Raw genomic sequence first — 23,831 nt, 5'->3', positions numbered from 1 at the left:
TCAATGGGTCCGTACGGCTGATAGTGGGCGCCGCAAGCGGGCTCCTCGACAGCGACGGCCTGCACGTCGGGCCAAGCCGCTACCCGGACATCAGGTACCCCCGTCCGGTCCAGCCCGCACCTGAGGCAGCCACCCCCAGGCGTGATGGCCCCCGCATGCCCCGCGACGGCGTGCGCCTCGGTCCAGCCGTAGACGACGGGCAATCGAATACTGAAAAACAAGGTCGCATGAACAACAATGATGCCTGTCCGGCCTCGCCTGGACACCCCGGCTAAGCTTTCATGTTTTGTTCCCCTCACCGTTCCAGGCTGCCATTCGAGGGCAGCCTGGAACCTATTCAAATCAAGGCAAGGCTGGATGGAGGTGGACACAACCTTTCATCACAGCCGTCCTTGCCGGATTACGAGCAGCCGGTGGTGCTGCCGCAGGTGTCGCATTTCAGGCAGGTGCCGTTGCGGACCAGCGTGAAGTTCGCGCATTCCGGGCAGGCTTCGCCGACATAACCCTTCATCTTCGCCTCGGCGCGGCGATCCGCGACGCTGCGCTCCGCCTTAATGAAGGGCAGGGCCTCGATGCTGCCCAGGGCCTGCGGCTCGGCCTTCAGCGCGGTCGCTCCGTGCACGGCGTGGACCGCGCCGCCGGCCGGCGCCGTCTGGCCGGTGCTGCCCGCGCCGACGCCGAGGGTGGCGCCCGACGGACCGCCCTGGATCAGAGTGAGCCGGTCGGCCGAACCGCGCAGCAGGCCGCGCGAGACCACCGCGGAGGCGGCCGGGGCCGCCTTGGACGCTTCGCGGGTCGTGTCGCCCTCGCCGCCGCCGAGCACCGTTCCGCCGATCTCGGCCGGATTGACGTGGGCGAGGTCGGTGCGACCGAGATACGAGACGGCCAGCTCGCGGAACACGTAGTCCAGCAGCGAGGTCGCGTTCTTGATCGCGTCGTTGCCCTGCACGAAGCCCGCGGGCTCGAAGCGGGTGAAGGTGAAGGCCTCGACATATTCCTCGAGCGGCACGCCGTATTGCAGGCCGAGGGAGATCGCGATGGCGAAGTTGTTCATCAGGCTTCGGAAGGTCGCGCCCTCCTTGTGCATGTCGATGAAGATCTCGCCGAGGCGCCCGTCCTCGTACTCGCCGGTGCGGAGATAGACCTTGTGCCCGCCGACGACCGCCTTCTGGGTGTAGCCCTTCCGCCGGTCCGGCATCTTCTCCCGCGAGCGGATGCGCTCGATCCGCTCGATCACCCGCTCGACGATTTTCTCGGCTGCGATCGAGGCCTTGGCGGCCGCCGGGGCCTGGATGATCGCCTCGACCGCGTCGTCGGCCTCCTCGTCGTCATCCGAGATCAGCGCCGCGTTGAGGGGCTGCGACAGCTTCGAGCCGTCGCGGTACAACGCGTTGGCCTTCAGGGCGAGGCGCCAGGACATCAGGTAGGCGGCCTTGCAGTCGTCCACCGTGGCGTCGTTCGGCATGTTGATGGTCTTGGAGATCGCCCCCGAGATGAAGGGCTGCGCCGCAGCCATCATGCGGATGTGGCTCTCGACCGAGAGGTAACGCTTGCCCAACCGCCCGCAGGGATTGGCGCAATCGAACACCGCGTAATGCTCGCGCTTCAGGAACGGCGCGCCCTCCAGGGTCATCGCTCCGCAGACATGGGTGTTGGCGGCCTCGATCTCCTTCTTGGTGAAGCCGAGGAAGGGCAGCAGCTCGAAGGTCGGATCGGCCAGCTTCTCCGCCGGGACCTTGAGGGTCTGGGTGAGGAAATCGTCGCCGAGCGTCCAGCGGTTGAACACGAACTTGATGTCGAAGGCCGACTTCAGCCCCGCTTCGATGGCCGCGATCTTGTCGTCCGTGAAACCCTTGGCCCGCAGGGAGCCGGGGTTGATCGATGGCGCCTGGCCCATCGAGCCGTGGCCGACCGCGTAGGCCTCGATCTCGGCGATCTCGGCCTCCCGGTAGCCCAGCGCCCGCAGGGCGTCGGGTGCGGCTTGGTTGATGATCTTGAAGTAGCCGCCGCCCGCGAGCTTTTTGAACTTCACCAGGGCGAAGTCGGGCTCGATGCCGGTGGTGTCGCAATCCATCACCAGGCCGATCGTGCCGGTCGGCGCGATCACGGTGGCCTGCGCGTTGCGGTAGCCGTGCCGCTCGCCCAGGGCGAGCGCCCGGTCCCAGGCCGCCCGGGCATGGGCGCCGATATCCGCCTGCGGGATGTTGGCGTGGTCGAGGCCCACCGGGGCGACGTTGAGGCCCTCGTAGCCCTCGGCCTCGCCATGGGCGGCGCGGCGATGGTTGCGGATCACCCGTAGCATGTGGGCGCTGTTCTCGGGATAGGCCTCGAACGTGCCGAGCTCGGCCGCCATCTCGGCGGAGGTGGCATAGGCCACGCCCGTCATGATCGCGGTGAGGGCGCCGGCGAGGGCCCGGCCCTTGTCCGAGTCGTAGGGCAGACCCATCGTCATCAGCAGGCCGCCGATATTGGCGTAGCCGAGACCGAGCGTGCGGTACTTGTAGGAAAGCTCGGCGATCTCCTTCGACGGGAACTGCGCCATCATCACCGAGATCTCGAGCACCACCGTCCAGAGACGGTTGAGATGCTCGAAGGCCTCGACGTCGAAATGCTTGGCCTGACGGTCATACATCGTCAGCAGGTTGGCCGAGGCCAGGTTGCAGGCGGTGTCGTCGAGGAACATGTACTCGGAGCACGGGTTCGAGGCCCGGATCCGCCCGCCGGTCGGGCAGGTGTGCCAGTCGTTCATTGTCGTGTTGAAGTGCAGGCCCGGATCGGCCGACGCCCAGGCGGCCTCGCCGATCTTCTCCCAGAGGTCCCGCGCCTTCACCGTCTTGGAGACCTTGCCGGTGGTGCGGGCGGTGAGCGCCCAATCCTCATCCGCCTCGACGGCCCGCAGGAACTCGTCGGTCAGCGAGACCGAGTTGTTGGAGTTCTGGCCGGCGACGGTGAGGTAGGCCTCCGAATCCCAATCGGTGTCGTAGACCGGGAACTCGATCTTGGTGAAACCCTGGCGGGCGAACTGCACCACGCGCTTGATATAGGCGTCGGGCACCATCGACTTGCGGGCGGCCTTGATCTCGCGCTTGAGCGCCGGATTGCGCTCGGCGTCGAAGCAGGCGTCGCCCTCCGCCTCGCACTGGGTGCAGGCCTTCATCACCGCCGTGAGGTGTTTCGAGACGACCTTGGAGCCGGTCACCAGCGCGGCGACCTTCTGCTCCTCCTTCACCTTCCAGTCGATGAAGGCCTCGATGTCCGGATGGTCGATGTCGACGATCACCATCTTGGCGGCGCGCCGCGTGGTGCCGCCGGACTTGATCGCGCCCGCCGCCCGGTCGCCGATCTTGAGGAAGGACATCAGGCCCGACGACTTGCCGCCGCCGCCGAGCTTCTCGTTCTCGGCGCGCAGCATCGAGAAGTTGGAGCCGGTGCCGGAGCCGTACTTGAACAGGCGCGCCTCGCGCACCCACAGGTCCATGATGCCGCCCTCGTTGACGAGGTCGTCCTGGACGCCCTGGATGAAGCAGGCATGCGGCTGCGGGTGCTCGTAGGATGAGGCCGACTTGGTCAGCTCACCGGTGCGGTAGTCGCAGTAATAGTGGCCCTGGCTCGGGCCATCGATGCCGTAGGCCCAGTGCAGGCCGGTGTTGAACCATTGCGGCGAGTTCGGCGCCACCATCTGGCGGGCCAGCATGAAGCGCAGCTCGTCCTGGAAGGCCGAGGCGTCTTCCTCCGACGAGAAGTAGCCGCCCTTCCAGCCCCAGTAGGTCCAGCACCCGGCGAGCCGGTCGAACACCTGGGTCGAGGAGATCTCGGAGACGAAGCGCTCATCCTCCGGCAGCGCGGCCAGAGCGGCCTCGTCGGGCACCGAGCGCCACAGGAACGAGGGAACGCTGTTCTCCTCGACCTTCTTCAGGCGGGCCGGCACGCCCGCCTTGCGGAAATACTTCTGCGCCAGCACGTCGGCGGCGACTTGGCTCCAGCTCTCGGGCACCGAGATGCCGGCGAGCCGGAAGACGACCGAACCGTCCGGGTTGCGGATCTCGCTCACCGCCTCGCGAAAGGCGATGGATGCGTAGGGGGACTGGCCGGCCGTGGTGTAGCGCCGATCGAACCGCATGAATCATTTCCCCATGGGACGCGTGGAAGCGCCCGGTGCGGAAGGTGCCGCACCGTGTCAGGATGAAAAGCAGGATGTCCGCTCCGGCCGTGTCGCGGCAAACCGCGCACGAAACCGTTCGATCCGATGTGCGGGCTGGGGATGGTGACCCGGCGCCGACCCGTCCGAAGCGATGCCCGAACCTTAACGCCCGGCTGCCTCTGACGTCAATAACTAGTGCCGGCTACCCGTGTTCCGCGCTAGATGTAGTGGTTTGAGGGATAATCCTGTGGATATCGCCGCCATTCCGCTAAGTGCCGTTTTCGCCTGTCGGATTCGACCGCGAATTATTTTCGATTCACAGGCAACCGCGCCGACCCGCCGGTCGGCATGGTAAACGGGCGTTTGGAACCCGGGCGGGCGTGCCGAAAATGCGACAGATGCGCCGTCTCGCTGGACGGGGCGTGCGGGCTGCCGCATAACGCCCGCATCGTATCGCGCCGGCCCGCGCCGCCGGGAGGAACCATGGCCCTGAAGGACACGCTGCTGCGGATCTTCACGTGGTGGAACGGGCAGACCGTGTCGCTCGCGCTCATCACCGCGCGCAGCGGCCAGTTCGTCGGCACGGACGAGCTCGGCAACAAGTACTACAAGGCGCAGGGCCCCCTGATCGATCGCTCGGTCGGCCCGGAGCGACGCTGGGTGGTCTATAACGGCTACGCCGACGCCTCCCGCGTGCCGCCCGGTTGGCGCGCATGGCTCTGCCACAACAACGACATCCCCCCGAGCGAGGAAGATTACCGCCCCCGCGAGTGGCAGAAGCCGCACGAGGAGAACATGACCGGCACCGCGGCCGCCTATCGGCCGAAGGGCTCGCAGCTCTCCTGGGGGGCACGCCCGGCCGCGACCGGCGATTACGTGCCCTGGACGCCGGGCGAGTGATCCGACGATTCCGTGATCGGTCGGGGCAACGCCTGAACTGAACCGATCCGGGGCTGCGGCCTTTCCCTCCCCAGACAGGATGGAGGGACTCGGATGCGCGCGATCACGATGGCGGCCCTGCTATGCCTTGCGGCCTCGGCGCCTCATGCCCAGGAGGCCGATGCGCGGGCGCAGGCCGAGCTGACCCCTGCCCTGAAATCCGAGAGCCTCGTCTTCAACGGCATCACCCGCTCCAAGGACGGGCGGCTGTTCTCGCCGTTCCAGCGTCAGCAGAAGGACAAGGGCATCCAGCTCGGCGAGTGGATCGACGGCAAGCCGCAAGCCTATCCCGACACGGCCTGGAACAGCTGGAAGACCGGTGACGACCCGGCCAAGGCCTTCGTCGGCGCCAACGCGATCCGCATCGGACCGGACGGCGATCTCTGGGTGGTCGACAAGGGAGCGCCCGAACTCGGCGGCACGCCTTTGCCCGGCGGGCCGAAGCTGGTGCAGATCGACCTCGCCACCAACGCCGTCCGCAAGGTCCACCCGCTCGGGGGGGCGACCACGGACAAGAGCTTCATCGACGATTTCCGGTTCAACGGTCGCAAAGTCTACCTGACCGATGCCGGCCAGCCGGGAATCATCGTGCTCGACCTCGACGACGGTTCGCTCCGCCGCGTCCTCGACGGGCATCCGTCCACGGTGGCGCAGCGCCCGCTCACCGGCGAGAACAAGGTGCTCCTCAGCGAGAAGGAGAAGCCGATCGCGATCCACGCCGACCAGCTCGAGGTCTCGCCCGACGGCAAATGGTTCTACTACCAGGCCTGCACCGGCCCGCTTTACCGGATCGAGACGAAGTGGCTGGACGACAAGGGGGCGAGCGAGCAGGAGCGGGGACGCCATGTCGCGCTGTTCGCCGCCACCGTCTCCACCGGCGGCACCGCCATCGACGGGGATGGCAACATCTACGCGTCCGACACCGACAATCTGCGCATCCTCAAATTCGCGCCCGACGGCACGCAGAGCACCCTGGTGCAGGATCCCCGCCTCGTATGGGTCGACGCGATGTGGATCGACGAGGAGGGGGGGCTGTGGATTCCGGCGGCGCAGATGAACCGCAGCAAAGCCATGAACGGCGGCACGGGCAAGATCGTGTTCCCGACCACTGTCTACCGCATGGCGATCGGGGCGAAGCCGGTGCGGAACTGACCGAACCGCACGCCATCGCCCTTTTTCCACCACCCTTGGGGTGTTGAGACGGCCGAAGCAGTGTTCGGGCCCACCGGCCGTTCGAATGACTCAAGAGGGCGACTTGAGCCGCATCCCCGTCAGAGCCGTGCGCCGGACCGCGCTCGCCGTCTTCGCCCTCGGCCTCGCCGCGCTGCCGGCCGCGGCCGACAAGATCAAGAACCCGACCGCGGTGTTCTCCGGGCTCGACAAGATCACCGGCCGCATCGTGACCTTCGAGGTCGCCATCGACGAGACCGTGCAGTTCGGGGCCCTGCAGATGACGCCGCGGGTCTGCTACTCGCGGCCGCCCACCGAGACGCCCAAGACCACCGCGTTCCTCGAAGTCGACGAGGTGACGCTCGACAGCAAGTACCGGCGCATCTTCACGGGCTGGATGTTCGCGGCGAGCCCGGGACTGCATGCCATCGAGCACCCGATCTACGATGTGTGGCTGACCGATTGTAAGGGCGGCACCGACGTGATCGCCGAGGCGAAGGATCAGGAAGACGTGCCGGCCCTCGCCTCGCGCCAGGAGAAGCCCGGCCGCAAGAAGGGGACGGATCCGACCAAGACCGCCAGCCAGGTCAACCAGAACGGCCAAGTCGATGTCGAGGGCCCACGCGGCGTGCCGGTCCAGCCCAAGCAGAAGCCGTCCCGAAAGTTCTTCCCGAACAACGAGGGCCCGGCGCCGGCCCCGCCGCCGCCCCGCGAGCCGCAGAACCTGTTCGACGCGCTGTTCCGGTAGGGGCACTCACCCTCTACCCCTCATACTCCCCCTCATCCTGAGGTGGCGGCGCGCAGTGGAGCCCTCATTCGAGGCCGCTCATGTGGCGCCTCAGGATGAGGGGGCCGGGTGGGAGAGGCCGCTCGATTGGGGGACTCACCCCGCCAGTCTTTGCCGCGAACTCAGGAACGGGCCGAGTGGCTTGCGGGCACCGGCGAAGCGCGCAAGCCCGATCGGGCGCGGCAGGCCGACATAGATCGCCTCCATACCCCCCGACAGACGGTAAGCCTCGTGCCAGAACGCGGTGCCGGAGCGATCGCGCCCGAAATCACGCCACCATGTCCGGTGCGGCTCCGAACGGGTGAAGGCTTCCAGGCTTTCGAAGTCGCGCCAGTACTGGCGCATGCCGATATGGTTGAGACCGAATACGAGGTTCTCGTGGGCCAAGAGCCCGTCGGGCATGTCGCGCTGGATACCGACGAGGCCACGACCGATCCCGAACAGCGCCTTCAGACCTCGCCAGGTGCCGACGCGAAAGCCGAGATAGACCACGACGAGATCCGGAAAGCCGGAGAGATCGACCGATTCCCGGTCCGGACGAGGCTCGTGGGTCGCTTGCGCTTGGCCGATCCGCATGGCACCACCTCGATGTTTACGCTGTCATCATAGGATCGTCGCGTACAGTGTCAACATCACCGTCGGCGAAGGCTAGCTACCACCATGGCGGATTGCGCGAAGCCCTGGTCGAGGCGGGACTGGCCATCCTGGAGGAGGGGGGTGATCCGGCCTCGCTGGGATTGCGCGAAGCCGCCCGACGGGCAGGCGTTTCGGCGATGGCGCCGTACCGGCATTTTCCGGACAAGGACGCCCTGCTCGCCGCCGTCGCCACGGTCGGCTTCGAACGACTGCGCGCCGCGCTCGAGGCCGCGGACGATCCGGACCGAGGCGTTCAGGGTTCCGTCGGAGAGACGATGGACGCCCGATCCGGTCTCCGCCGCGATGTCGAGACTTCGGCGGCTGCGGGTGGGGCAGGGGAGGGGCAGGCGGCGCTGGTTGCTCAAGGCGTCGCCTATATCGGCTTCGCGGCGGCCCATCCCGGACTGTTTCGGTTGATGTTTCGCACCTGCGCGGCCGAGCCGCCCGAGGCCCTGGCGGCGGCGTCCTCGGGAGCTTTCGGCGTGCTTGCTCACCGGGTGGCGGCGCTGATGCCGCCCGAGCGCGCGACGGACGAGGCGCTCCGGTGCTGGGCGCTCGTCCACGGCATCGCCGTGCTGGCGCTCGACGGGCTGCTCGGCGCGGATCTGCGCGGCAATCGTGAGGCCGTCGCCGCGCTCGCCGAGCGGCTGCTCGATCTCGACGCGCGGGGGCGCTGAGGCCGGTCAGTCCGGCGTATCGCGCCCCAAGCCGAGATCGGCCAGGGCCTCGCTGCCGGAGAAGACCCGCGCCGGGTCGCCCCACTCGGCCCGTTGGGTGGCGGCTTCGGCGAGGCGGCGCTTGTAGATGTGGCGCGGGACTTCCTCGACGCCGAACTGGCTGAGGTGGTCGGTGAGGAACTGGGTGTCGGCGAGCCGGAAGCCACCGCGGCGCAGCCGGGCGACGAGATGGACGAGGGCGACCTTGGACGCGTCGCGGGCCTCGTGGAACATGCTCTCGCCGAAGAACGCGGCACCGAGGCAGACGCCGTAGAGCCCGCCCACCAGCTGCCCGTCGCGGTAGACCTCGACGGTGTGGCAGGCGCCGCGGTCGTAGAGGGCGCCGTAGAGGTCGCGGATCCGGCCATTGATCCAGGTTCGCGCCGTATCGCGCCGTGGGGCGGCGCAGCCGTCGATCACCGCATCGAAATCGCGGTCGGTGACGACTTCGAACTGGTCCGACCGCACGGTGCGGGCGAGGCGCCGGGGCACGTGAAAGCGGTCGAGGGGCAGGACGCCTCGGGCCCGCGGCTCGACCCAGTAGATCGTCGGGTCATCGGCATCCTCCGCCATCGGGAAGATCCCCGCGGCGTAGGCCTTGAGCAGGATGTCGGGCGTGATGTCCACGGAAGTCCTGTCGTGCATCGACAAGTGTTGTCGCTCCGGTCGCGTGGGAACGCCAGCCCTATCCTCAACCCTCATTCCAAGGCCGCGGAGCGGGACGCGGACTCCACCCGTGATGCGGATGCAAGGCGGAATCTGCCCCCTCGCGGCCCCGTCATGGTTTTCGGGTTCTCTCCTTCGGCGAGACCCGGAACGACCGCGGAGGGCATAAAAAAGCCGACCCTCTGACGAGGGCCGGCTCTCGTATCCTCGTCTTGTCCGCTCAGCGCTTCGGATCCGTCTCCGACAGGCCCTCGCGTTCCAGGAAGGCCTCGAGCCAGTGGATGTCGTACTGGCCGTTCTGCACGTCGGCGTTCCGCACCAGGGTGCGGAACAGCGGCAGCGTCGTGTCGATGCCGTCGACCACGAACTCGTCGAGGGCGCGGCGCAGGCGCATCAGGCACTCGTTGCGGGTGCGCCCGTGCACGATCAGCTTGCCGATCAGCGAGTCGTAGTTCGGCGGAATGCGGTAGCCCTGGAAGGCCGCCGAATCGACGCGCACGCCGAGACCGCCCGGCGGGTGGAAATAGGTGATGAGGCCGGGTGAGGGCCGGAAGGTCGCCGGGTGCTCGGCATTGATCCGGCACTCGATGGCATGGCCCTCGACCTTGATGTCCTCCTGAGCCACGGACAAACCGCCGCCGGCCGCGACCCGGATCTGCTCGTTCACGAGGTCGATCCCGGTGATCATCTCGGTGACCGGATGCTCCACCTGGATGCGGGTGTTCATCTCAATGAAGTAGAACCGCCCGTCCTCGTAGAGGAACTCGATGGTGCCGGCGCCGAGATAGCCGAGCTTCCGCATGGCGTTGGCGCAGATGCCGCCGATCTCGGCGCGCATCTCTGCATTGAGCGCGGGCGAACCGCCTTCTTCCCAGACCTTCTGGTGCCGACGTTGGAGCGAGCAGTCGCGCTCGGCCAGATGCACCGCGTCGCCGCGACCGTCGCCGAGGATCTGCACCTCGATGTGGCGCGGCTTGGTCAGGTACTTCTCGAGATAGACCGCATCGTCGCCGAAGGCCGCCTTGGCCTCGGTGCGGGCCATGTTCAGCGCCTGCTCGAGGTCGGCCTCGGTGCGGGCCACCTTCATGCCGCGCCCGCCGCCGCCGGAGGCCGCCTTTACGAGCACCGGATAGCCGATCTCGGCGGCGACCCGCTTGGCCTCGTCCGTGTCGGTGATGCCGCCTTCCGAGCCGGGCACGCAGGGGATGCCGAGCGCCTTCGCCGTGCGCTTGGCCTCGATCTTGTCGCCCATCACCCGGATATGCTCGGCCTTGGGGCCGATGAAGCCGATATTGTGGTGGGCCAGCACCTCGGCGAAGCGGGCATTCTCGGACAGGAAGCCGTAGCCCGGATGCACCGCGTCCGCCCCCGTGATCTCGCAGGCCGCGATGATCGAGGGGATGTTGAGGTAGCTGTCGCGGGCCGCGGGCGGCCCGATGCAGACGCTCTCGTCGGCCAGCCGCACATGCATGGCATCGGCATCGGCCGTGGAATGGACCGCCACGGTCGCGATACCGAGTTCCTTGGCCGCCCGCAGGATGCGCAGGGCGATCTCGCCGCGGTTGGCGATCAGGATCTTGTCGAACATCCGCCAGCCATCACTCGAGGACGAGGAGCGCTTCGCCGTACTCGACCGGCATGCCGTCCTCGACGAAGATCGCGGTGACGGTGCCGGCGCGGGGCGCCACGATCTCGTTGAAGGTCTTCATCGCCTCGACGAGCAGCAGCTTGTCGCCCGCCTGGACCTTTGTGCCGATCTCGATGAACGGCTTCGCCTCCGGGGAGGGGCGCAGATAGGCGGTGCCGACCATCGGCGAGGGGACGGCGCCGGGATGCCCGGCCCCGGCCTTGGCGGGCGCGGGGGCGAGAGCCGCCGGAACCGCCGCGGGCGAGGCCGCAGGCGCCGCCGCGGCGATGGCGGCGGGCGGGGCGACCTGAACCGCCACCGTCTCGATCTTGCGGGCGACGCGGATGCGCAGGTCGCCCTTCTCGACCTCGATCTCGGTCAGATCGGTCTCGGCGACCATCTTGGCGAGTTCGCGCACCAGATCGGGATCGAAGGGTTCGTTCTTGGCCATCGGCTCTTGGTTCTGCAGTCAGGGAGCGGACGGGGACCGTCCGCGCAGGAGATGGGCGAGGGCTTCGAGCCCTGCGAGATAGCTGTAGGGGCCGAAGCCCGCGATCACCCCGGCGCAGACCGGTGCGATCAGAGAGACATGACGAAACGCCTCGCGGGCATGCACGTTCGAGAGGTGGATCTCGACCGCGGTCACGCCGGTTCCTGCGATGGCGTCGCGGAGCGCGACCGAGGTGTGCGTGTAGGCGGCGGCGTTGATGAGCACCCCGGCTCCGGCCGCGCCGGCCTCCTGCACGAACGTCACGAGTTCGCCCTCGTGATTCGTCTGACGGAAGGTCAGGGCGATATCGAGGCGATCCGCGCGCGATCGCAGGTCGCGCTCGATATCGGCCAGGGTGGCCGCGCCGTAGATGCCCGGCTCGCGCGTGCCCAGCAGATTGAGGTTCGGCCCGTTGAGACAGTGAATCGCGGTCATGCCAGCCGGATTTCTTTCGACGGGGGCCTGAGCCGCCCGGCGGGAGGGCCGGTCTTAGACGAGGCCGAGCGCCCGCGACAAGGGCGGTCGTGGTTTCCCTGCGATGGTCGCGTCCGCGTTCACGCCGTCCTTCGACGCGTGCCGTCATTCTGGGACCGCTCAGCTTAACCCGGAGCCCGCCCGCAATGCGCGGCTGGGGCAGGGGGCGAGGCCCGTCGTGGATGCCGGATCCGGCCTTCTTCGTGCTCCGGAATGACCGGGCGAAGATGACTCGGAAGAGCCCTCAGTAGGTCCAGCGCTGGGCCTTATTGACGAGGAAGTCGCGGAACGCCTGAACGCGGGCGACCGTACGCATTTCCTCGGCATAAACGAGGTAGCTCTCCATGGTCGGCATCTCGGCCTCGCGCAGGACCTGGACGAGGTTCTCGTCGCCGTCCACCGCGTAGTCGGGCAGGATGCCGACGCCGATCCCGGCCTCCATGGCCTTGTGCAGGGCGGTGATGTTGTTGACCGTGAAGTGGACCGGGCGGCGGTCGTCGCCCTCGCGGCCGATGCTGGAGAGATAGTGGGTGGCCAGCAGGTAGGAGGGCTCGTTTCCGCCGAAGGAGACGAGCCGGTGCTCGTCGAGATCGGCGATGGTCTTGGGCTCGCCGAAGCGCTTCACGTAATCGCGACTGGCGAAGGCGTGGTAATGCACCGTGAACAGCCGCCGCTGGATCAGGTCCGGCTGGGCCGGCCGACGCATGCGGATGGCGATGTCGGCCTCGCGCATGGCGAGATCGAGTTCCTCGTTGGTCAGCACCAATTCGACCCGGACATCCGGGTAGAGGTCGAGGAATTCCGAGATGCGGCCCGCGAGCCAGGACGAGCCGAGCCCGACCGTCGTCGTCACCCGCAGATCGCCTGACGGGCGCTCGCTCGTCTCGACGAGGCGGGCGCGGGTGTTCTCAAGCCGCAGCTTCATGTCCCGCGCGGCGCGGAACAGCAGGTCGCCCTGCTCGGTCAGGATCAGGCCGCGGGCGTGGCGGTGGAACAGCGGCGCCTTCAATTCGCGCTCGAGGGCGCTGATCTGACGGCTCACCGCCGACTGGCTGAGCCCGATATCGTCGCCCGCCCGCGTGAAGCTGCCGGCCTCCGCGACGTTGAGGAAAATCCGGATCTTGTCCCAATCCAAGGCCGTCACTCCCGCCCGTCGAGGTCTGCCCGTCACGGGAGGCCGCGACCCTTGGGCGTTGCACGACATCCACCCTGCTGGCGCCCCCGTCATTCGCTGAGCGAAGGGCTCCTCGCGAAACCGTAGGGCTCCTGCATGGTTCAGACTAGGACGGCAAGCTTGCGATTTGGTTGCGTCACAGGGCCGTCAACAGGGAAATGGGCGCCGGTCGCCGGTGCCCACCGTTATCCCCAAACGAACCTGCGAAGCGGCGGCCTTACTCGGCCGCGGCCTTGGCCGGGCTCTCGCCGACATCGAGGGCAGCCAGATACTTCTCGGCTTCGAGGGCCGCCATGCAGCCCATGCCGGCGGCGGTGATCGCCTGCCGGTAGACGTCGTCGGTGACGTCGCCCGCCGCGAACACGCCCGGCACGTCGGTCGCGGTCGTGCCCGGCGTCACCGCGATGTAGCCGCCATGTCGCATCGGCAACTGGCCCTCGAAGATGGAGGTCGCGGGCTGATGGCCGATCGCGACGAACAGGCCGTCGGTGGCGTGCTCGACGATCTGGCCGGAGCGCAGATCCTTCAGGCGCAGATGCGTGACCGAGGGCGGCGCCTCGGAGCCGCAGATCTCCTCGACGGCATGATGCCACTTCACGGTGACGTTGGCGTGCTTGAACAGCCGCTCCTGCAGGATGCGCTCGGCCCGGAACTCGCCGCGACGGTGGATCACCGTGACCGACTTGGCGAGATTGGCCAGATACAGGGCCTCCTCGACGGCGGTGTTGCCGCCTCCCACCACCGTCACGTCCTTGCCGCGGAAGAAGAAGCCGTCGCAGGTGGCGCAGGCCGAGACGCCGAAGCCCTGGAACTTCGCCTCCGACGGAAGGCCGAGCCACTTCGCCTGCGCGCCGGTGGCGATGATGAGCGCGTCGCAGCTATAGGTCTCGCCGGAATCGGCTTCCAGCCGGAAGGGACGGGTCTGCAGATCGACCTTGGTGATGTACTCGGACACGATCTTCGTGCCGACATGCTCGGCCTGAAGGCGCATCTGCTCCATCAGCCAAGGCCCCTGGATCGCTTCCGCGAATCCCGGATAATTCTCGACATCGGTCGTGATCATGAGCTGGCCGCCGGGCTGGAAGCCGGAGATCAGCAGCGGCTCGACCATGGCGCGGGCGGCGTAGATGGCGGCCGTGTAGCCCGCAGGTCCCGAGCCGATGATCACGAGTCTCGTGTGGGTGTGGGCCATCTCTCGCCGTCTCCTGGTTCCGGCCGAACCCGCGCGGCAGAGCGGGCCCGTCGCCTCATCGATTCGCGCGCAGTGTGGCACAGCGCACGGAAATTGATCGTTTCGAAGTCCGTGCCGCCCGGAGGCGTTCGATCTCCGTCTTTTGCCTCGTCCGAGAATGCCGCCCGACCCCGTTCAGTCCGGGCGCATCCCTCGCTCCGTGTGTGCCGCGGCTTCTCGCGACGAATTGGTTTCCGCCCCGTCGGAGTACGGTTCAGATGGACCCCTTCGGCGCCGGTATGACCGCCGATGGGCCCGCCGCCTCAGGGCTTTCCACCCGCCGCGCCGGATCGAACAGCCGCCGATGCGCCGCGTAGGCTGCGGCCATCGCTTCGGCGATCTCGGGGGTCGCGTCGATCGGGGTGTAGCGCAGGGCCTCCAGACGGCCGATGAAGGGTTTGAGGGCCCCCGCCATGGCGAGGCCCGCGAACATCCGCCGATGCCGAATATAGGTGCGCGGCAGGTCGAACAGCAGGAGTGGCACCCCGGTGCTCGCCGCCTCGCCGACCATGTTCGCCGAATCCGAGGTGACGACGATGTGGTCGGCGATCGCCAGCATGCCGATATAGGGATTCTCTCCCGTGCCGTCCCAGAGGAAGCCGCCCTTGCGGCGGATCAGGTCGCCGAGGGCCGCGCTGAGATCGGGCGGCGTGCGCCGCGACACCGTCATCATCAGGGTGCAGCCGCCATCGGCGAGCTTGGTCAGGTCGCGCACGAGGCGGCGCGTGTCGGACTTGCGGTAACTGAGGTGCCGGCTGTCGCCACCGATCAGCACGGCGATGCGCGGCCAGGGGAGGGCCGACAGCCGTGGGTCCGGCTGCGCGCGGGCGGCGTCGAGCCTGGCGCGGGAGACGGGGTGCGGGGCGGTGAGCGTCGTGAAGACGTTGGGGCCGCGCAGATCGTCGTAATCCGGAACCCAAATGAAGTCGGCGGTGTCGTGCCCCGTCCGCGGGTCCTTGAGGAAAGCCGTGAAGGTGCGCCCCTGCGAGGCACGTCGCACCGCCCGCAGATAGGGCACCGCGCGCCGGCCCGAGGCGATCAGGATATCGGGCAGGGGGCCTTCGAGGACGCCCCCGGCCCGGCCGGGCGCGTCGCGGGGATCGATCGGTCCCCAGGGAGCCATCCAGGTCAGCGGGCGACCGCGCGGAATGCGCCGCCGCTCGACATCCAGGCCGAGGGCTTGGGCGATCCCGATGCACTGGTTCTCGTCGCCGGCCTTGCCGTCGGTCACGATCCAGGCGCGCGCGCGCCCGATCTCGGGCGGCACGACGCCGTCCCCCGCCACCGGCCCGCTTCCGCTCACGCCACGCACGTCCCCGAACTGTGTCCCGCTTCCGACCCGACCGGCCGACTCTACTGAGTCGGCAGTTGGCGCCGAAGCCATGCCGCGTAATGCTCGGCCAGCGCCGCGACGCGCCGCCGCTCCGAGGCTGGATCGTACCACGCTCCGCCCGAACTCGCCGGCAGAGCCGAGAGCTGGGGATGGCGGGCGAGAACCGCACCGTCACGGCCGACCAGCAGCGCCTCGCCATCGAGATAATCGGTGACGCCGCCTCCGCCGAAGCTGCCGCGGCTCGCGCCTTGGGCCCCGGCATAGGGGTTGAGCGAGAGACCGCTCACGCGCACCACCAGGGTCGGCGCCCCCCGCACGATCCGATCGCCGAAGGCCTGCCGCAGCGCCGCCGTCAGATCGGCCCGCAGAGCCTCCGCCTGGGGCCCGCCGCCATAGGCGGCGAGCGGGCGCACATCGACGGAGACGCCACCGATCCGGCCGAAATCCTGGGCGCCGGCCGGCCCCGCGAACAGGCCGAGGCCCAGGGCCAAGAGGGCCGAGAGGGCCTTGAGGCCGGGGGCCGGCAACGGGATCAGGCTCCCCACTCGACGGCGACGACCTCGTAGGATTTGCCGCCGCCGGGCGTCGTCACCTCGACGGTGTCGCCGACGCCCTTGCCGATCAGCGCGCGCGCGATCGGCGAGGAGATCGAGACCCGACCCTCGCGCACGTCCGCCTCCGGCTCGCCGACGATCTGGTAGGTCTTCTCTTCCTCGGTATCCTCGTCGAGGAGCTTCACCCGCGCGCCGAACTTGATCTTGGCGCCCGAGAGCTTCGCGGTGTCGATGATCTCGGCCCGCGCGATCATGCTCTCCAGTTCGAGCACCCGGCCCTCGTTGTGGGACTGGGCCTCCTTGGCGGCATGATACTCGGCGTTCTCGGACAGGTCGCCCAGGGCGCGCGCCTCGGAGATCGCCTGGATGATGCGCTGCCGCTCCACCTGCTGGCGATGCTTCAGCTCTTCCTCGAGAGCTGCGTAGCCACGGATCGTAATCGGAACCTTGTCGATGCTCATGGTCTCGCGCCACAATGAAGAGGCCCGGCGGGAGCGGTGAGCTCCTTCCGGGCCGGAAAACGGCTCTCAGTTCAGACCGCGAGGCGCCCTGTCCGCCGGGCACCTCGCGCGCCGGAGGTATTTAGGCCGCGAAGTACTCCTGCAAGGCCCGCACCCGAAGGTCGCCTTCGAGATAGGCTCTGATCCCCTCGGCCGCCGCCATCGCGCCCGCCAGAGTGGTGTAGTACGGCACTTTATGCAAGAGGGCCGCCCGCCGGAGCGAGCGGGAGTCGGACAGCGCGCCCGCTCCCTCGGTGGTGTTGATGACGAGCGCGATCTCGCCGTTCTTGATCGCATCGACGATGTGGGGGCGGCCCTCCAGCACCTTGTTGATGCGGCCCGTCGGGATGCCTTCGTCGGCCAGATACCGCTGCGTCCCGCCGGTGGCGAGGATGCTGAAGCCGAGCTCCGACAGGAGCCGGATGGTCGGCAGCACGCGCGGCTTGTCGTCGTCGCGCACCGAGATGAATACGGTGCCGGTGCGCGGCACGGCGGTGCCGGAGCCGAGCTGGCTCTTGGCGAAGGCCACGCCGAAGCCGGCATCCAACCCGATCACCTCGCCGGTCGAGCGCATCTCCGGCCCGAGCAGGACATCGACGCCGGGGAAGCGGGCGAAGGGGAACACCGCTTCCTTGACCGCGATATGGTCGAGCTTCTTCGGCTTGAGGCCGAAGCCGTCGAGCCGCTCGCCTGCCATGATCCGCGCGGCGATCTTGGCGATCGGTTCGCCGATCACCTTGGCGACGAAGGGGACGGTGCGCGAGGCCCGCGGGTTCACCTCCAGCACGTAGATCGTGCCGTCCTTGATCGCGTATTGCACGTTCATGAGGCCGCCGACCTTGAGGGCCAGGGCCATCGCCTTGGTCTGGCGCTCCAGTTCGGCGATGATCTCGGGGCTGAGCGAGCGCGGCGGCAGCGAGCAGGCGCTGTCCCCCGAATGGATGCCCGCCTCCTCGATATGCTCCATGATGCCGGCGATGAACACGGTCTCGCCATCGCAGACCGCGTCCACATCGACCTCGGTGGCATCCGACAGGTAGCGGTCGAACAGCAGCGGGTTCTTGCCCAGGACCGTGTTGATCTGCCCCGTCTTGTCGTTGGGATAACGGGACTTGATGTCGGAGGGGATCAGGCTCGGCAGGGTGCCCAGCAGGTACTCGGCGAATTGCGCCTCGTCGCGGATGATCGCCATGGCCCGCCCGCCCAGCACGTAGGAGGGGCGCACCACGAAGGGCAGGCCGAGTTCGGCCGCGACGAGCCGGCTCTGCTCCACCGAGTAGGCGATGCCGTTCTTGGGCTGCTTGAGGCTGAGCTTGTCGAGGAGCCGCTTGAACTGATCGCGGTCCTCGGCGAGGTCGATGGCGTCGGGCGAGGTGCCGAGGATCGGCACGCCCGCCGCCTCCAGCGCGCGGGCGAGCTTGAGCGGCGTCTGGCCGCCGAACTGCACGATCACCCCGTGGAGCGTTCCGGCCTGCCGCTCCGTCTCGACGATCTCCAGCACGTCCTCCGCCGTCAGCGGCTCGAAATAGAGCCGGTCGGACGTGTCGTAATCGGTCGAGACCGTCTCCGGATTGCAGTTGACCATGATGGTCTCGTAGCCGGCTTCCGTCAGGGCGAAGCAGGCGTGGCAGCAGCAATAGTCGAACTCGATGCCCTGACCGATCCGGTTCGGGCCGCCGCCGAGGATGATGACCTTCTTCTTGTCCGACGGGTAAGCCTCGTCCGCCACCGTGCCGGCGAAGGGGGCGACGTAGGTCGAGTACATGTAGGCGGTGGGCGCCTTGAACTCGGCGGCGCAGGTATCGATCCGCTTGAAGACCGGGCGGACGCTCAAGGTACGGCGCGCGTCGCGCACGACCTGCTCGTCGGTATCGGCCAGAACCGCCAAGCGAGCGTCGGAGAAGCCCGCGGCCTTGAGCTGGCGGAAGGCGCCGGGCGTCGTCGGCAGGCCGTGGGCCTTCACCCGGTTTTCCAGATCGACGATGGCCTGGAGCTGCTCGAGGAACCACGGGTCGATCTTGCAGGAAGCGTGGATCTCCTCATGGCTGATCCCCAGCCGCATCGCCTGGGCGACCTTGAGCAGGCGGTCGGGCGTGGGCGTGCCGAGCGCGGCCTTGATGGCGTTGTGGTCGTCGCCCTTGCCGAGGCCCTCGATCTCGATCTCGTCGAGGCCGGTCAGGCCCGTCTCCAGGGAGCGCAGGGCCTTCTGCAGCGATTCCGCGAAGCAGCGGCCGATGGCCATGGCCTCGCCCACCGACTTCATGGCGGTGGTCAGGGTCGGCTCGGCGCCGGGGAACTTCTCGAACGCGAAGCGCGGGATCTTGGTGACGACGTAGTCGATCGTCGGCTCGAACGAGGCCGGCGTCGCCCCGCCGGTGATGTCGTTGGCGATCTCGTCGAGGGTGTAGCCGACGGCGAGCTTGGCCGCCACCTTGGCGATGGGGAAGCCCGTCGCCTTCGAGGCCAGCGCCGAGGAGCGCGAGACGCGCGGGTTCATCTCGATGACGATCATCCGGCCCGTGGCCGGGTCGATGGCGAACTGCACGTTCGAGCCGCCGGTCTCGACGCCGATCTCGCGCAGGACCGCCAGCGAGGCGTCGCGCATCACCTGATACTCTTTGTCCGTCAGCGTGAGGGCCGGCGCCACCGTGATCGAGTCACCGGTGTGGACACCCATCGGATCGACGTTCTCGATGGAGCAGACGATGATGCAGTTGTCCGCCTTATCGCGGACCACCTCCATCTCGTATTCCTTCCAGCCGAGCACGCTCTCCTCGATCAGCACCTCGTTGGTCGGCGACGCGTCGATGCCGCGCTCGACGATCTCCAGGAATTCCTCGCGATTGTAGGCGATGCCGCCACCGGTTCCGCCCATGGTGAAGGACGGGCGGATGATCGCCGGCAGGCCGACCTCGGCCAGCGCGATCAGGGCCTGGCCCAGAGCGTGCTCGATGTAGCGACGGCGACGGTCGCCCTCACCGCCGCTCCACTGCCGCTCGAACTCGGCGAGCGCTGCCGCGCGGGCATCCGGATCGGCATTGGCCGCCTCGATTCGCGCAGTCTCGGCCAGATACCGGTCGCGATCCGCCTTCTTGGCGGCGGAGGCGTTGGCGAGCTCGGATTTCGGCGTCTCAAGGCCGATCTTCGTCATCGCGTCGCGGAAGAGGTTGCGGTCCTCGGCCTTGTCGATGGCCTCCGCCGTGGCGCCGATCATCTGCACGCCGAACTTCTCGAGGACGCCCATGCGTTTCAGCGAGAGGGCGCAGTTCAGCGCGGTCTGGCCGCCCATGGTCGGCAGGAGGGCGTCGGGCCGCTCCTTCTCGATGATCTTGGCCACGATCTCCGGGGTGATCGGCTCGACATAGGTGGCGTCGGCCATGTCCGGATCGGTCATGATCGTCGCCGGGTTCGAGTTCACCAGAACGATCCGGTAGCCTTCCTCGCGCAGGGCCTTGCAGGCCTGGGTGCCGGAATAATCGAACTCGCAGGCCTGCCCGATGATGATCGGCCCCGCACCGATGATGAGAATGGAATGGATGTCGGTGCGTTTCGGCATTGAGCGCCTTGAGGTCTAGCTCGCGCGCGCTCACCCCCCGCGCGCCGCCTCTTTCGGGCGGCGCCCGAAGGGATCGGGCGGCCTGGATGATCGTCAAGCCCCGCGTTTACACCCGGCCGCGCGGCATTGAAAGAGCGGCCCCGCCATGCCCGTTTTCCAACCCCGCGATCTCTCCCGCCGGCTCGGAGACCCCCTCCGCCTCGACTGATTTTAAAAGTTTAATTATTCGAATTTATACCAGTATATCTCCATTTGCTGTTTCCTAATAGAGTCTATATCGGACGAAGATCGGCGATGTATGCCGATCATCATGAGAATCATTCCGAGGAAGCGAACAATGGCGTTGAAGCATCTGATGGTCGCGGTGACCCTGCTCTCGGGCGTCGCGTCGGCGCTGCCGGCCGCGGCCGAGGAATTCACGGTCAAGGCCCTCAACAACGGGCCGGGCGGGTCGATGGTGTTCGATCCGGCCTTCGTGAAGCTGAAGCCCGGCGACAGCATCAAGTTCGTGCAGACCGACAAGGGCCACAACGTCGAGACCATCAAGGGCATGGCGCCGGAGGGCGCGGAATACGTGAAGACGGTCGTGAGCCAGGACGCCGTCGTCACGTTCGACAAGGAGGGTGTCTACGGCTTCAAATGCGCGCCGCATTACATCATGGGTATGGTCGCGCTCGTGGTCGTCGGCGACAAGCGCGACAACCTGGAGGCCGCCAAGAGCGTCCCCCACAATAAGCTGACGCAGAAGCGGTTCGAGCCGCTCTTCGCCCAGGCGCAGTAACCGGAGCCCGCCCCGGGAAGGCGGTCCCGCCTCATCTAGCGAGGACCGCCGCTCAATCCCCCGACATGACCAGCGCCCAGAAGCGCTTGTAGCGGGTGCCCGGGGCATCGACCCGGGCGATGCCGATCCGGCGCAACTGCGGCATGAGCATGTTGCGATTGTGCTCGGGCGAGGCCTTCCAGCGGTCAAGGACCTGATCGAAGGTTTCCGAACCCGCGCTGAGATTCTCCGACGCGTAGCGCTTGGCAAAGCCGGCCTGCGCCATTCGGCTCTCGAACGAGCCGGCGGCCTCGTGGCTGAGGCGCCCCATCCGCGCATTGGCGCCTGCCTGGAACGAGGCCGCGCGAATCAAGCTCGAATCGATCGTGACGGGTCCGAGGCCGTGCTGCGCCCGGTAGCGCGAGATCGCCTGGGCGGCGGCGCCCTCGTCGAGAATCACCGGGACCGTCGGAAGGCTGGCGTCCAGAACGGGCGAGCCGCCGCAGCCCGCGAGCGTGAGAGCGAGGAGAAGCGCGGCGGAAACGGGGCGCAGGATCGGCATCGGGCGATTCGGAGCGAGGGCGTGAGGCGTTGCCCCAGCGCATCCCCGGCCGATGCGGCGAAACAGCGGCGAGTCCGGACAGACGCAACGGTGCGGTCGCCGCCGTGGCGCCGCGGCCACGCATGCGCCGCAGCCAGCCATGCATCCCGGCGCACGAACAGGCCGACCGGCCCGAGGGCGCGGACCGAATTCGACGATGCAAGGGATCAGATAAGTTCGAGCCGCTTGTGCCGATTTCAGCTTGCGGTCTAGATTGTCTTCTTAAGAAGACGTGGCGCGGGCGACGGGGCTCGAACCCGCGACCTCCGGCGTGACAGGCCGGCACTCTAACCGACTGAGCTACGCCCGCGTGGCGGTCGCCGGAGGGGATGGCCTCGCTGCCGGCGACGAGGCGGGGTTTAGGGGGGGCGCTTCGGGCTGTCAAGCAAGGGAAGCGCACTTTCGCGATTCGTTTTCCGGCCGGCTTCCGGCGCGGTGAAGGGCGATCGGAAAGATCTCGGCGCGGCCTACGCGTTTAACGTGTATCGAGCGAGAAGAGTGGTATGGGCCATCGCGCGGATCGCCCGACCCGCCCTTCCGTGGGGGCAACCCATGCGTGCTGCGAAGGTAGCCCATGCACTGGTATACCAGCGTGGCTGTCTCGGGGTGCATGGGGTGTTTGTGCGACGCGCAATACCCTTGTTTCGTCCTGAGGCCTCGTCTAAGCCTCGCCAGCGCCCAGTCTGGCATTGGAGGAATTCCACGGGAGGAACCCTCTCCGCGGCCAGGCGTCGACGCGAGGGCACTTCCATGATCCTCCCGCGCAACGAAACGAGGGGTTCGGCATGACCGGCCTGCTTGCGGACTATCTTCCGCTTATCGTGTTCATCGGCGTCTCGCTGTTCATCGCGGCGGCCCTGCTGGTTGCGCCCTTCGTGGTCGCCTATTCGAGCCCGGATCCTGAGAAGCTCTCGGCCTACGAATGCGGCTTCAACGCATTCGATGATGCGCGCATGAAGTTCGATGTGCGCTTTTACCTCGTCGCAATTCTATTCATCATTTTCGATCTAGAGGTCGCTTTCCTGTTTCCCTGGGCGATCACGTTCGGGGAACTTGGTTGGTTCGGCTTCTGGTCGATGATGATTTTCCTCGGCGTCCTGACCGTCGGCTTCGTCTACGAGTGGCGCAAGGGCGCCCTCGAATGGGACTAGGCCACGGCCGGTCCGACGCCGCCCTTCCTATCCTCGCTCAGAGGCAGAAATGGCCCTGAACCCGACCCTTTCCCGCGCGCCCGAGATCGCGCCCCAGCCGAAAGGGATCATCGATCCCGCGACCGGCCGGCCCATCGGCGCCAGCGATCCGATGTTCCTGTCGATCAACGATGAGTTGGCCGATCGCGGGTTCCTGGTCACCAGTGCCGACGAACTCATCAACTGGGCCCGCACCGGCTCGCTGATGTGGATGACCTTCGGCCTCGCCTGCTGCGCCGTCGAGATGATGCAGATGTCGATGCCGCGCTACGATTGCGAGCGCTTCGGCTTCGCGCCCCGTGGCAGCCCGCGTCAGTCCGACGTCATGATCGTCGCCGGCACGCTGACCAACAAGATGGCCCCGGCGCTCCGCAAGGTCTACGACCAGATGCCGGAGCCGCGCTACGTCATCTCCATGGGCTCCTGCGCCAATGGCGGCGGCTACTACCACTATTCCTACTCGGTGGTCCGCGGCTGCGACCGCGTCGTGCCGGTCGATATCTACGTGCCGGGCTGTCCGCCTTCGGCGGAAGCGCTGCTCTACGGTGTTCTGCTGCTGCAGCGGAAGATTCGCCGTATCGGCACGATCGAGCGCTGAGGGAGAGGCGATGAGCGAAGCCATGCCCGCCGCCGTGACCACCAACGGCATTGTCCTGCGCGGCACCGTCGCGGCGCCCCAGGGCGACGACGCCTTGCGCGCCATGGGCGAGCGCATCGACGGCGCCCTGGGCCCCGCGGTCACCGATTGGGCGATCGCCTTCGGCGAACTGACCCTGACCGTGCAGGGCAGCGACATCGTCTATGCGCTGACCTACCTGCGGGACGAGCCGGCCTGCGCCTTCCGGTGCTTCATCGATATCTGCGGCGCCGATTATCCGCAGCGGGCGCGCCGGTTCGAGGTGGTCTACCACCTGCTCAGCCTGCGCCATAACACCCGCGTGCGGGTGAAGGTGCAGACGGATGCCGCGACGCCGGTGCCCTCCGCGATCACGGTCTTCCCGGCCGCCAACTGGTACGAGCGCGAGACCTACGACCTCTACGGCATCCTGTTCTCGGGTCATCCCGACCTGCGCCGGCTGCTCACCGATTACGGCTTCGAGGGGCATCCGCTCCGCAAGGACTTCCCGCTGACGGGCTTCGTTGAGGTCCGCTACGACCAGGACGAGGCGCGCGTCGTCTACGAGCCGGTCAAGCTCACCCAGGAATTCCGGAACTTCGACTTCCTGTCGCCGTGGGAGGGCACGGATTACGTGCTCCCCGGCGACGAGAAGACGTCGAGCTGAGGC

21 protein-coding genes and 1 tRNA gene are annotated in these 23,831 nt (G+C 67.7%); 8 read left to right on the top strand and 14 right to left on the bottom strand.

Annotated features, from left to right (window positions below):
• Positions 1-400: 400 nt before the first annotated feature.
• Complete coding sequence (locus OWC43_RS03060; protein WP_393955663.1) at positions 401-4,120, bottom strand: vitamin B12-dependent ribonucleotide reductase; 3,720 nt, start codon at positions 4,118-4,120, stop codon at positions 401-403.
• A 504-nt stretch (positions 4,121-4,624) separates the two neighbouring features.
• On the opposite strand from OWC43_RS03060, the gene OWC43_RS03055 reads away from it, so the two are divergent.
• The 3 genes from OWC43_RS03055 to OWC43_RS03045 all read left to right on the top strand — a co-directional run bounded on the left by OWC43_RS03055 (position 4,625) and on the right by OWC43_RS03045 (position 6,998).
• Entirely contained in the window at positions 4,625-5,041 is a 417-nt protein-coding gene (locus tag OWC43_RS03055; RefSeq protein ID WP_137828774.1) for an NADH:ubiquinone oxidoreductase subunit NDUFA12, read from the top strand.
• 93 nt (positions 5,042-5,134) lie between these two features.
• Positions 5,135-6,232: an SMP-30/gluconolactonase/LRE family protein gene (locus tag OWC43_RS03050; RefSeq protein WP_393955662.1), complete on the top strand. Its 1,098-nt coding sequence runs from the start codon at positions 5,135-5,137 to the stop codon at positions 6,230-6,232.
• A 103-nt stretch (positions 6,233-6,335) separates the two neighbouring features.
• Complete coding sequence (locus OWC43_RS03045) at positions 6,336-6,998, top strand: DUF2155 domain-containing protein (RefSeq protein ID WP_137828772.1); 663 nt, start codon at positions 6,336-6,338, stop codon at positions 6,996-6,998.
• Positions 6,999-7,133: 135 nt separating this feature from the next.
• On the opposite strand, the gene OWC43_RS03040 is transcribed toward OWC43_RS03045, so the two are convergent.
• Positions 7,134-7,613 (bottom strand): monooxygenase family protein, encoded by a 480-nt coding sequence (locus OWC43_RS03040; RefSeq protein ID WP_393955661.1) that lies wholly within the window; start codon positions 7,611-7,613, stop codon positions 7,134-7,136.
• Between the two features lie 47 nt (positions 7,614-7,660).
• Between OWC43_RS03040 and OWC43_RS03035 the strand changes: the two genes are divergently transcribed.
• On the top strand, positions 7,661-8,350 hold the full coding sequence (locus OWC43_RS03035) for a TetR/AcrR family transcriptional regulator (RefSeq protein WP_393955660.1): 690 nt from the start codon (positions 7,661-7,663) through the stop codon (positions 8,348-8,350).
• A gap of 6 nt (positions 8,351-8,356) precedes the next feature.
• Here the strand turns inward: OWC43_RS03035 and aat are convergent, their stop codons facing one another.
• From aat to carB, 10 genes are all read right to left on the bottom strand, one after another.
• Positions 8,357-9,034, bottom strand: coding sequence for a leucyl/phenylalanyl-tRNA--protein transferase (aat, locus tag OWC43_RS03030; RefSeq protein ID WP_393955659.1), 678 nt, complete (start codon positions 9,032-9,034; stop codon positions 8,357-8,359).
• A 241-nt stretch (positions 9,035-9,275) separates the two neighbouring features.
• Positions 9,276-10,643 (bottom strand): acetyl-CoA carboxylase biotin carboxylase subunit, encoded by a 1,368-nt coding sequence (gene accC / locus OWC43_RS03025; protein WP_137828769.1) that lies wholly within the window; start codon positions 10,641-10,643, stop codon positions 9,276-9,278.
• A gap of 10 nt (positions 10,644-10,653) precedes the next feature.
• Complete coding sequence (accB, locus tag OWC43_RS03020; protein ID WP_393955658.1) at positions 10,654-11,133, bottom strand: acetyl-CoA carboxylase biotin carboxyl carrier protein; 480 nt, start codon at positions 11,131-11,133, stop codon at positions 10,654-10,656.
• A gap of 18 nt (positions 11,134-11,151) precedes the next feature.
• On the bottom strand, positions 11,152-11,607 hold the full coding sequence (gene aroQ, locus OWC43_RS03015; RefSeq protein ID WP_137828767.1) for a type II 3-dehydroquinate dehydratase: 456 nt from the start codon (positions 11,605-11,607) through the stop codon (positions 11,152-11,154).
• 283 nt (positions 11,608-11,890) lie between these two features.
• Positions 11,891-12,781, bottom strand: a complete 891-nt coding sequence (locus tag OWC43_RS03010; protein ID WP_137828766.1) for a LysR family transcriptional regulator — start codon at positions 12,779-12,781, stop codon at positions 11,891-11,893.
• Between the two features lie 256 nt (positions 12,782-13,037).
• On the bottom strand, positions 13,038-14,012 hold the full coding sequence (gene trxB / locus OWC43_RS03005) for a thioredoxin-disulfide reductase (protein WP_137828765.1): 975 nt from the start codon (positions 14,010-14,012) through the stop codon (positions 13,038-13,040).
• Positions 14,013-14,265: 253 nt separating this feature from the next.
• Positions 14,266-15,354 carry a mitochondrial fission ELM1 family protein gene (locus OWC43_RS03000; RefSeq protein ID WP_393955657.1) on the bottom strand — a complete coding sequence of 363 codons (1,089 nt, stop codon included), beginning with the start codon at positions 15,352-15,354 and terminating at the stop codon, positions 14,266-14,268.
• Between the two features lie 50 nt (positions 15,355-15,404).
• Complete coding sequence (locus tag OWC43_RS02995; RefSeq protein ID WP_393955656.1) at positions 15,405-15,911, bottom strand: hypothetical protein; 507 nt, start codon at positions 15,909-15,911, stop codon at positions 15,405-15,407.
• A 5-nt stretch (positions 15,912-15,916) separates the two neighbouring features.
• Positions 15,917-16,393, bottom strand: a complete 477-nt coding sequence (gene greA / locus OWC43_RS02990; RefSeq protein ID WP_171015441.1) for a transcription elongation factor GreA — start codon at positions 16,391-16,393, stop codon at positions 15,917-15,919.
• Positions 16,394-16,520: 127 nt separating this feature from the next.
• Positions 16,521-19,994, bottom strand: a complete 3,474-nt coding sequence (gene carB / locus OWC43_RS02985) for a carbamoyl-phosphate synthase large subunit (RefSeq protein WP_393955655.1) — start codon at positions 19,992-19,994, stop codon at positions 16,521-16,523.
• A 337-nt stretch (positions 19,995-20,331) separates the two neighbouring features.
• Here carB and OWC43_RS02980 point away from each other — a divergent pair, with 337 nt between their 5' ends.
• The gene (locus OWC43_RS02980; protein WP_393955654.1) at positions 20,332-20,775 is read left to right on the top strand and encodes a pseudoazurin; all 444 of its coding nucleotides are present in this window, start codon (positions 20,332-20,334) and stop codon (positions 20,773-20,775) included.
• 52 nt (positions 20,776-20,827) lie between these two features.
• Here the strand turns inward: OWC43_RS02980 and OWC43_RS02975 are convergent, their stop codons facing one another.
• Positions 20,828-21,316, bottom strand: coding sequence for a CAP domain-containing protein (locus tag OWC43_RS02975; protein ID WP_393955653.1), 489 nt, complete (start codon positions 21,314-21,316; stop codon positions 20,828-20,830).
• Between the two features lie 272 nt (positions 21,317-21,588).
• Positions 21,589-21,665 (bottom strand) — tRNA-Asp (locus tag OWC43_RS02970).
• Between the two features lie 475 nt (positions 21,666-22,140).
• On the opposite strand from OWC43_RS02970, the gene OWC43_RS02965 reads away from it, so the two are divergent.
• From OWC43_RS02965 to OWC43_RS02955, 3 genes are read left to right on the top strand one after another with little or no spacing between them, the layout of a single operon-like run.
• Positions 22,141-22,506 carry an NADH-quinone oxidoreductase subunit A gene (locus tag OWC43_RS02965; RefSeq protein WP_137828759.1) on the top strand — a complete coding sequence of 122 codons (366 nt, stop codon included), beginning with the start codon at positions 22,141-22,143 and terminating at the stop codon, positions 22,504-22,506.
• A 49-nt stretch (positions 22,507-22,555) separates the two neighbouring features.
• The gene (locus tag OWC43_RS02960; RefSeq protein ID WP_137828758.1) at positions 22,556-23,143 is read left to right on the top strand and encodes an NADH-quinone oxidoreductase subunit B family protein; all 588 of its coding nucleotides are present in this window, start codon (positions 22,556-22,558) and stop codon (positions 23,141-23,143) included.
• A 10-nt stretch (positions 23,144-23,153) separates the two neighbouring features.
• Complete coding sequence (locus OWC43_RS02955; RefSeq protein WP_393955652.1) at positions 23,154-23,828, top strand: NADH-quinone oxidoreductase subunit C; 675 nt, start codon at positions 23,154-23,156, stop codon at positions 23,826-23,828.
• The last annotated feature ends 3 nt before the right edge of the window (positions 23,829-23,831 follow it).

This window comes from Methylorubrum sp. POS3 (genome assembly GCF_043352485.1).
Lineage (GTDB): Bacteria > Pseudomonadota > Alphaproteobacteria > Rhizobiales > Beijerinckiaceae > Methylobacterium > Methylobacterium suomiense.
Note: the sequence above shows the minus strand (reverse complement) of the source record. Positions and strands in the feature narration are given on the sequence as shown.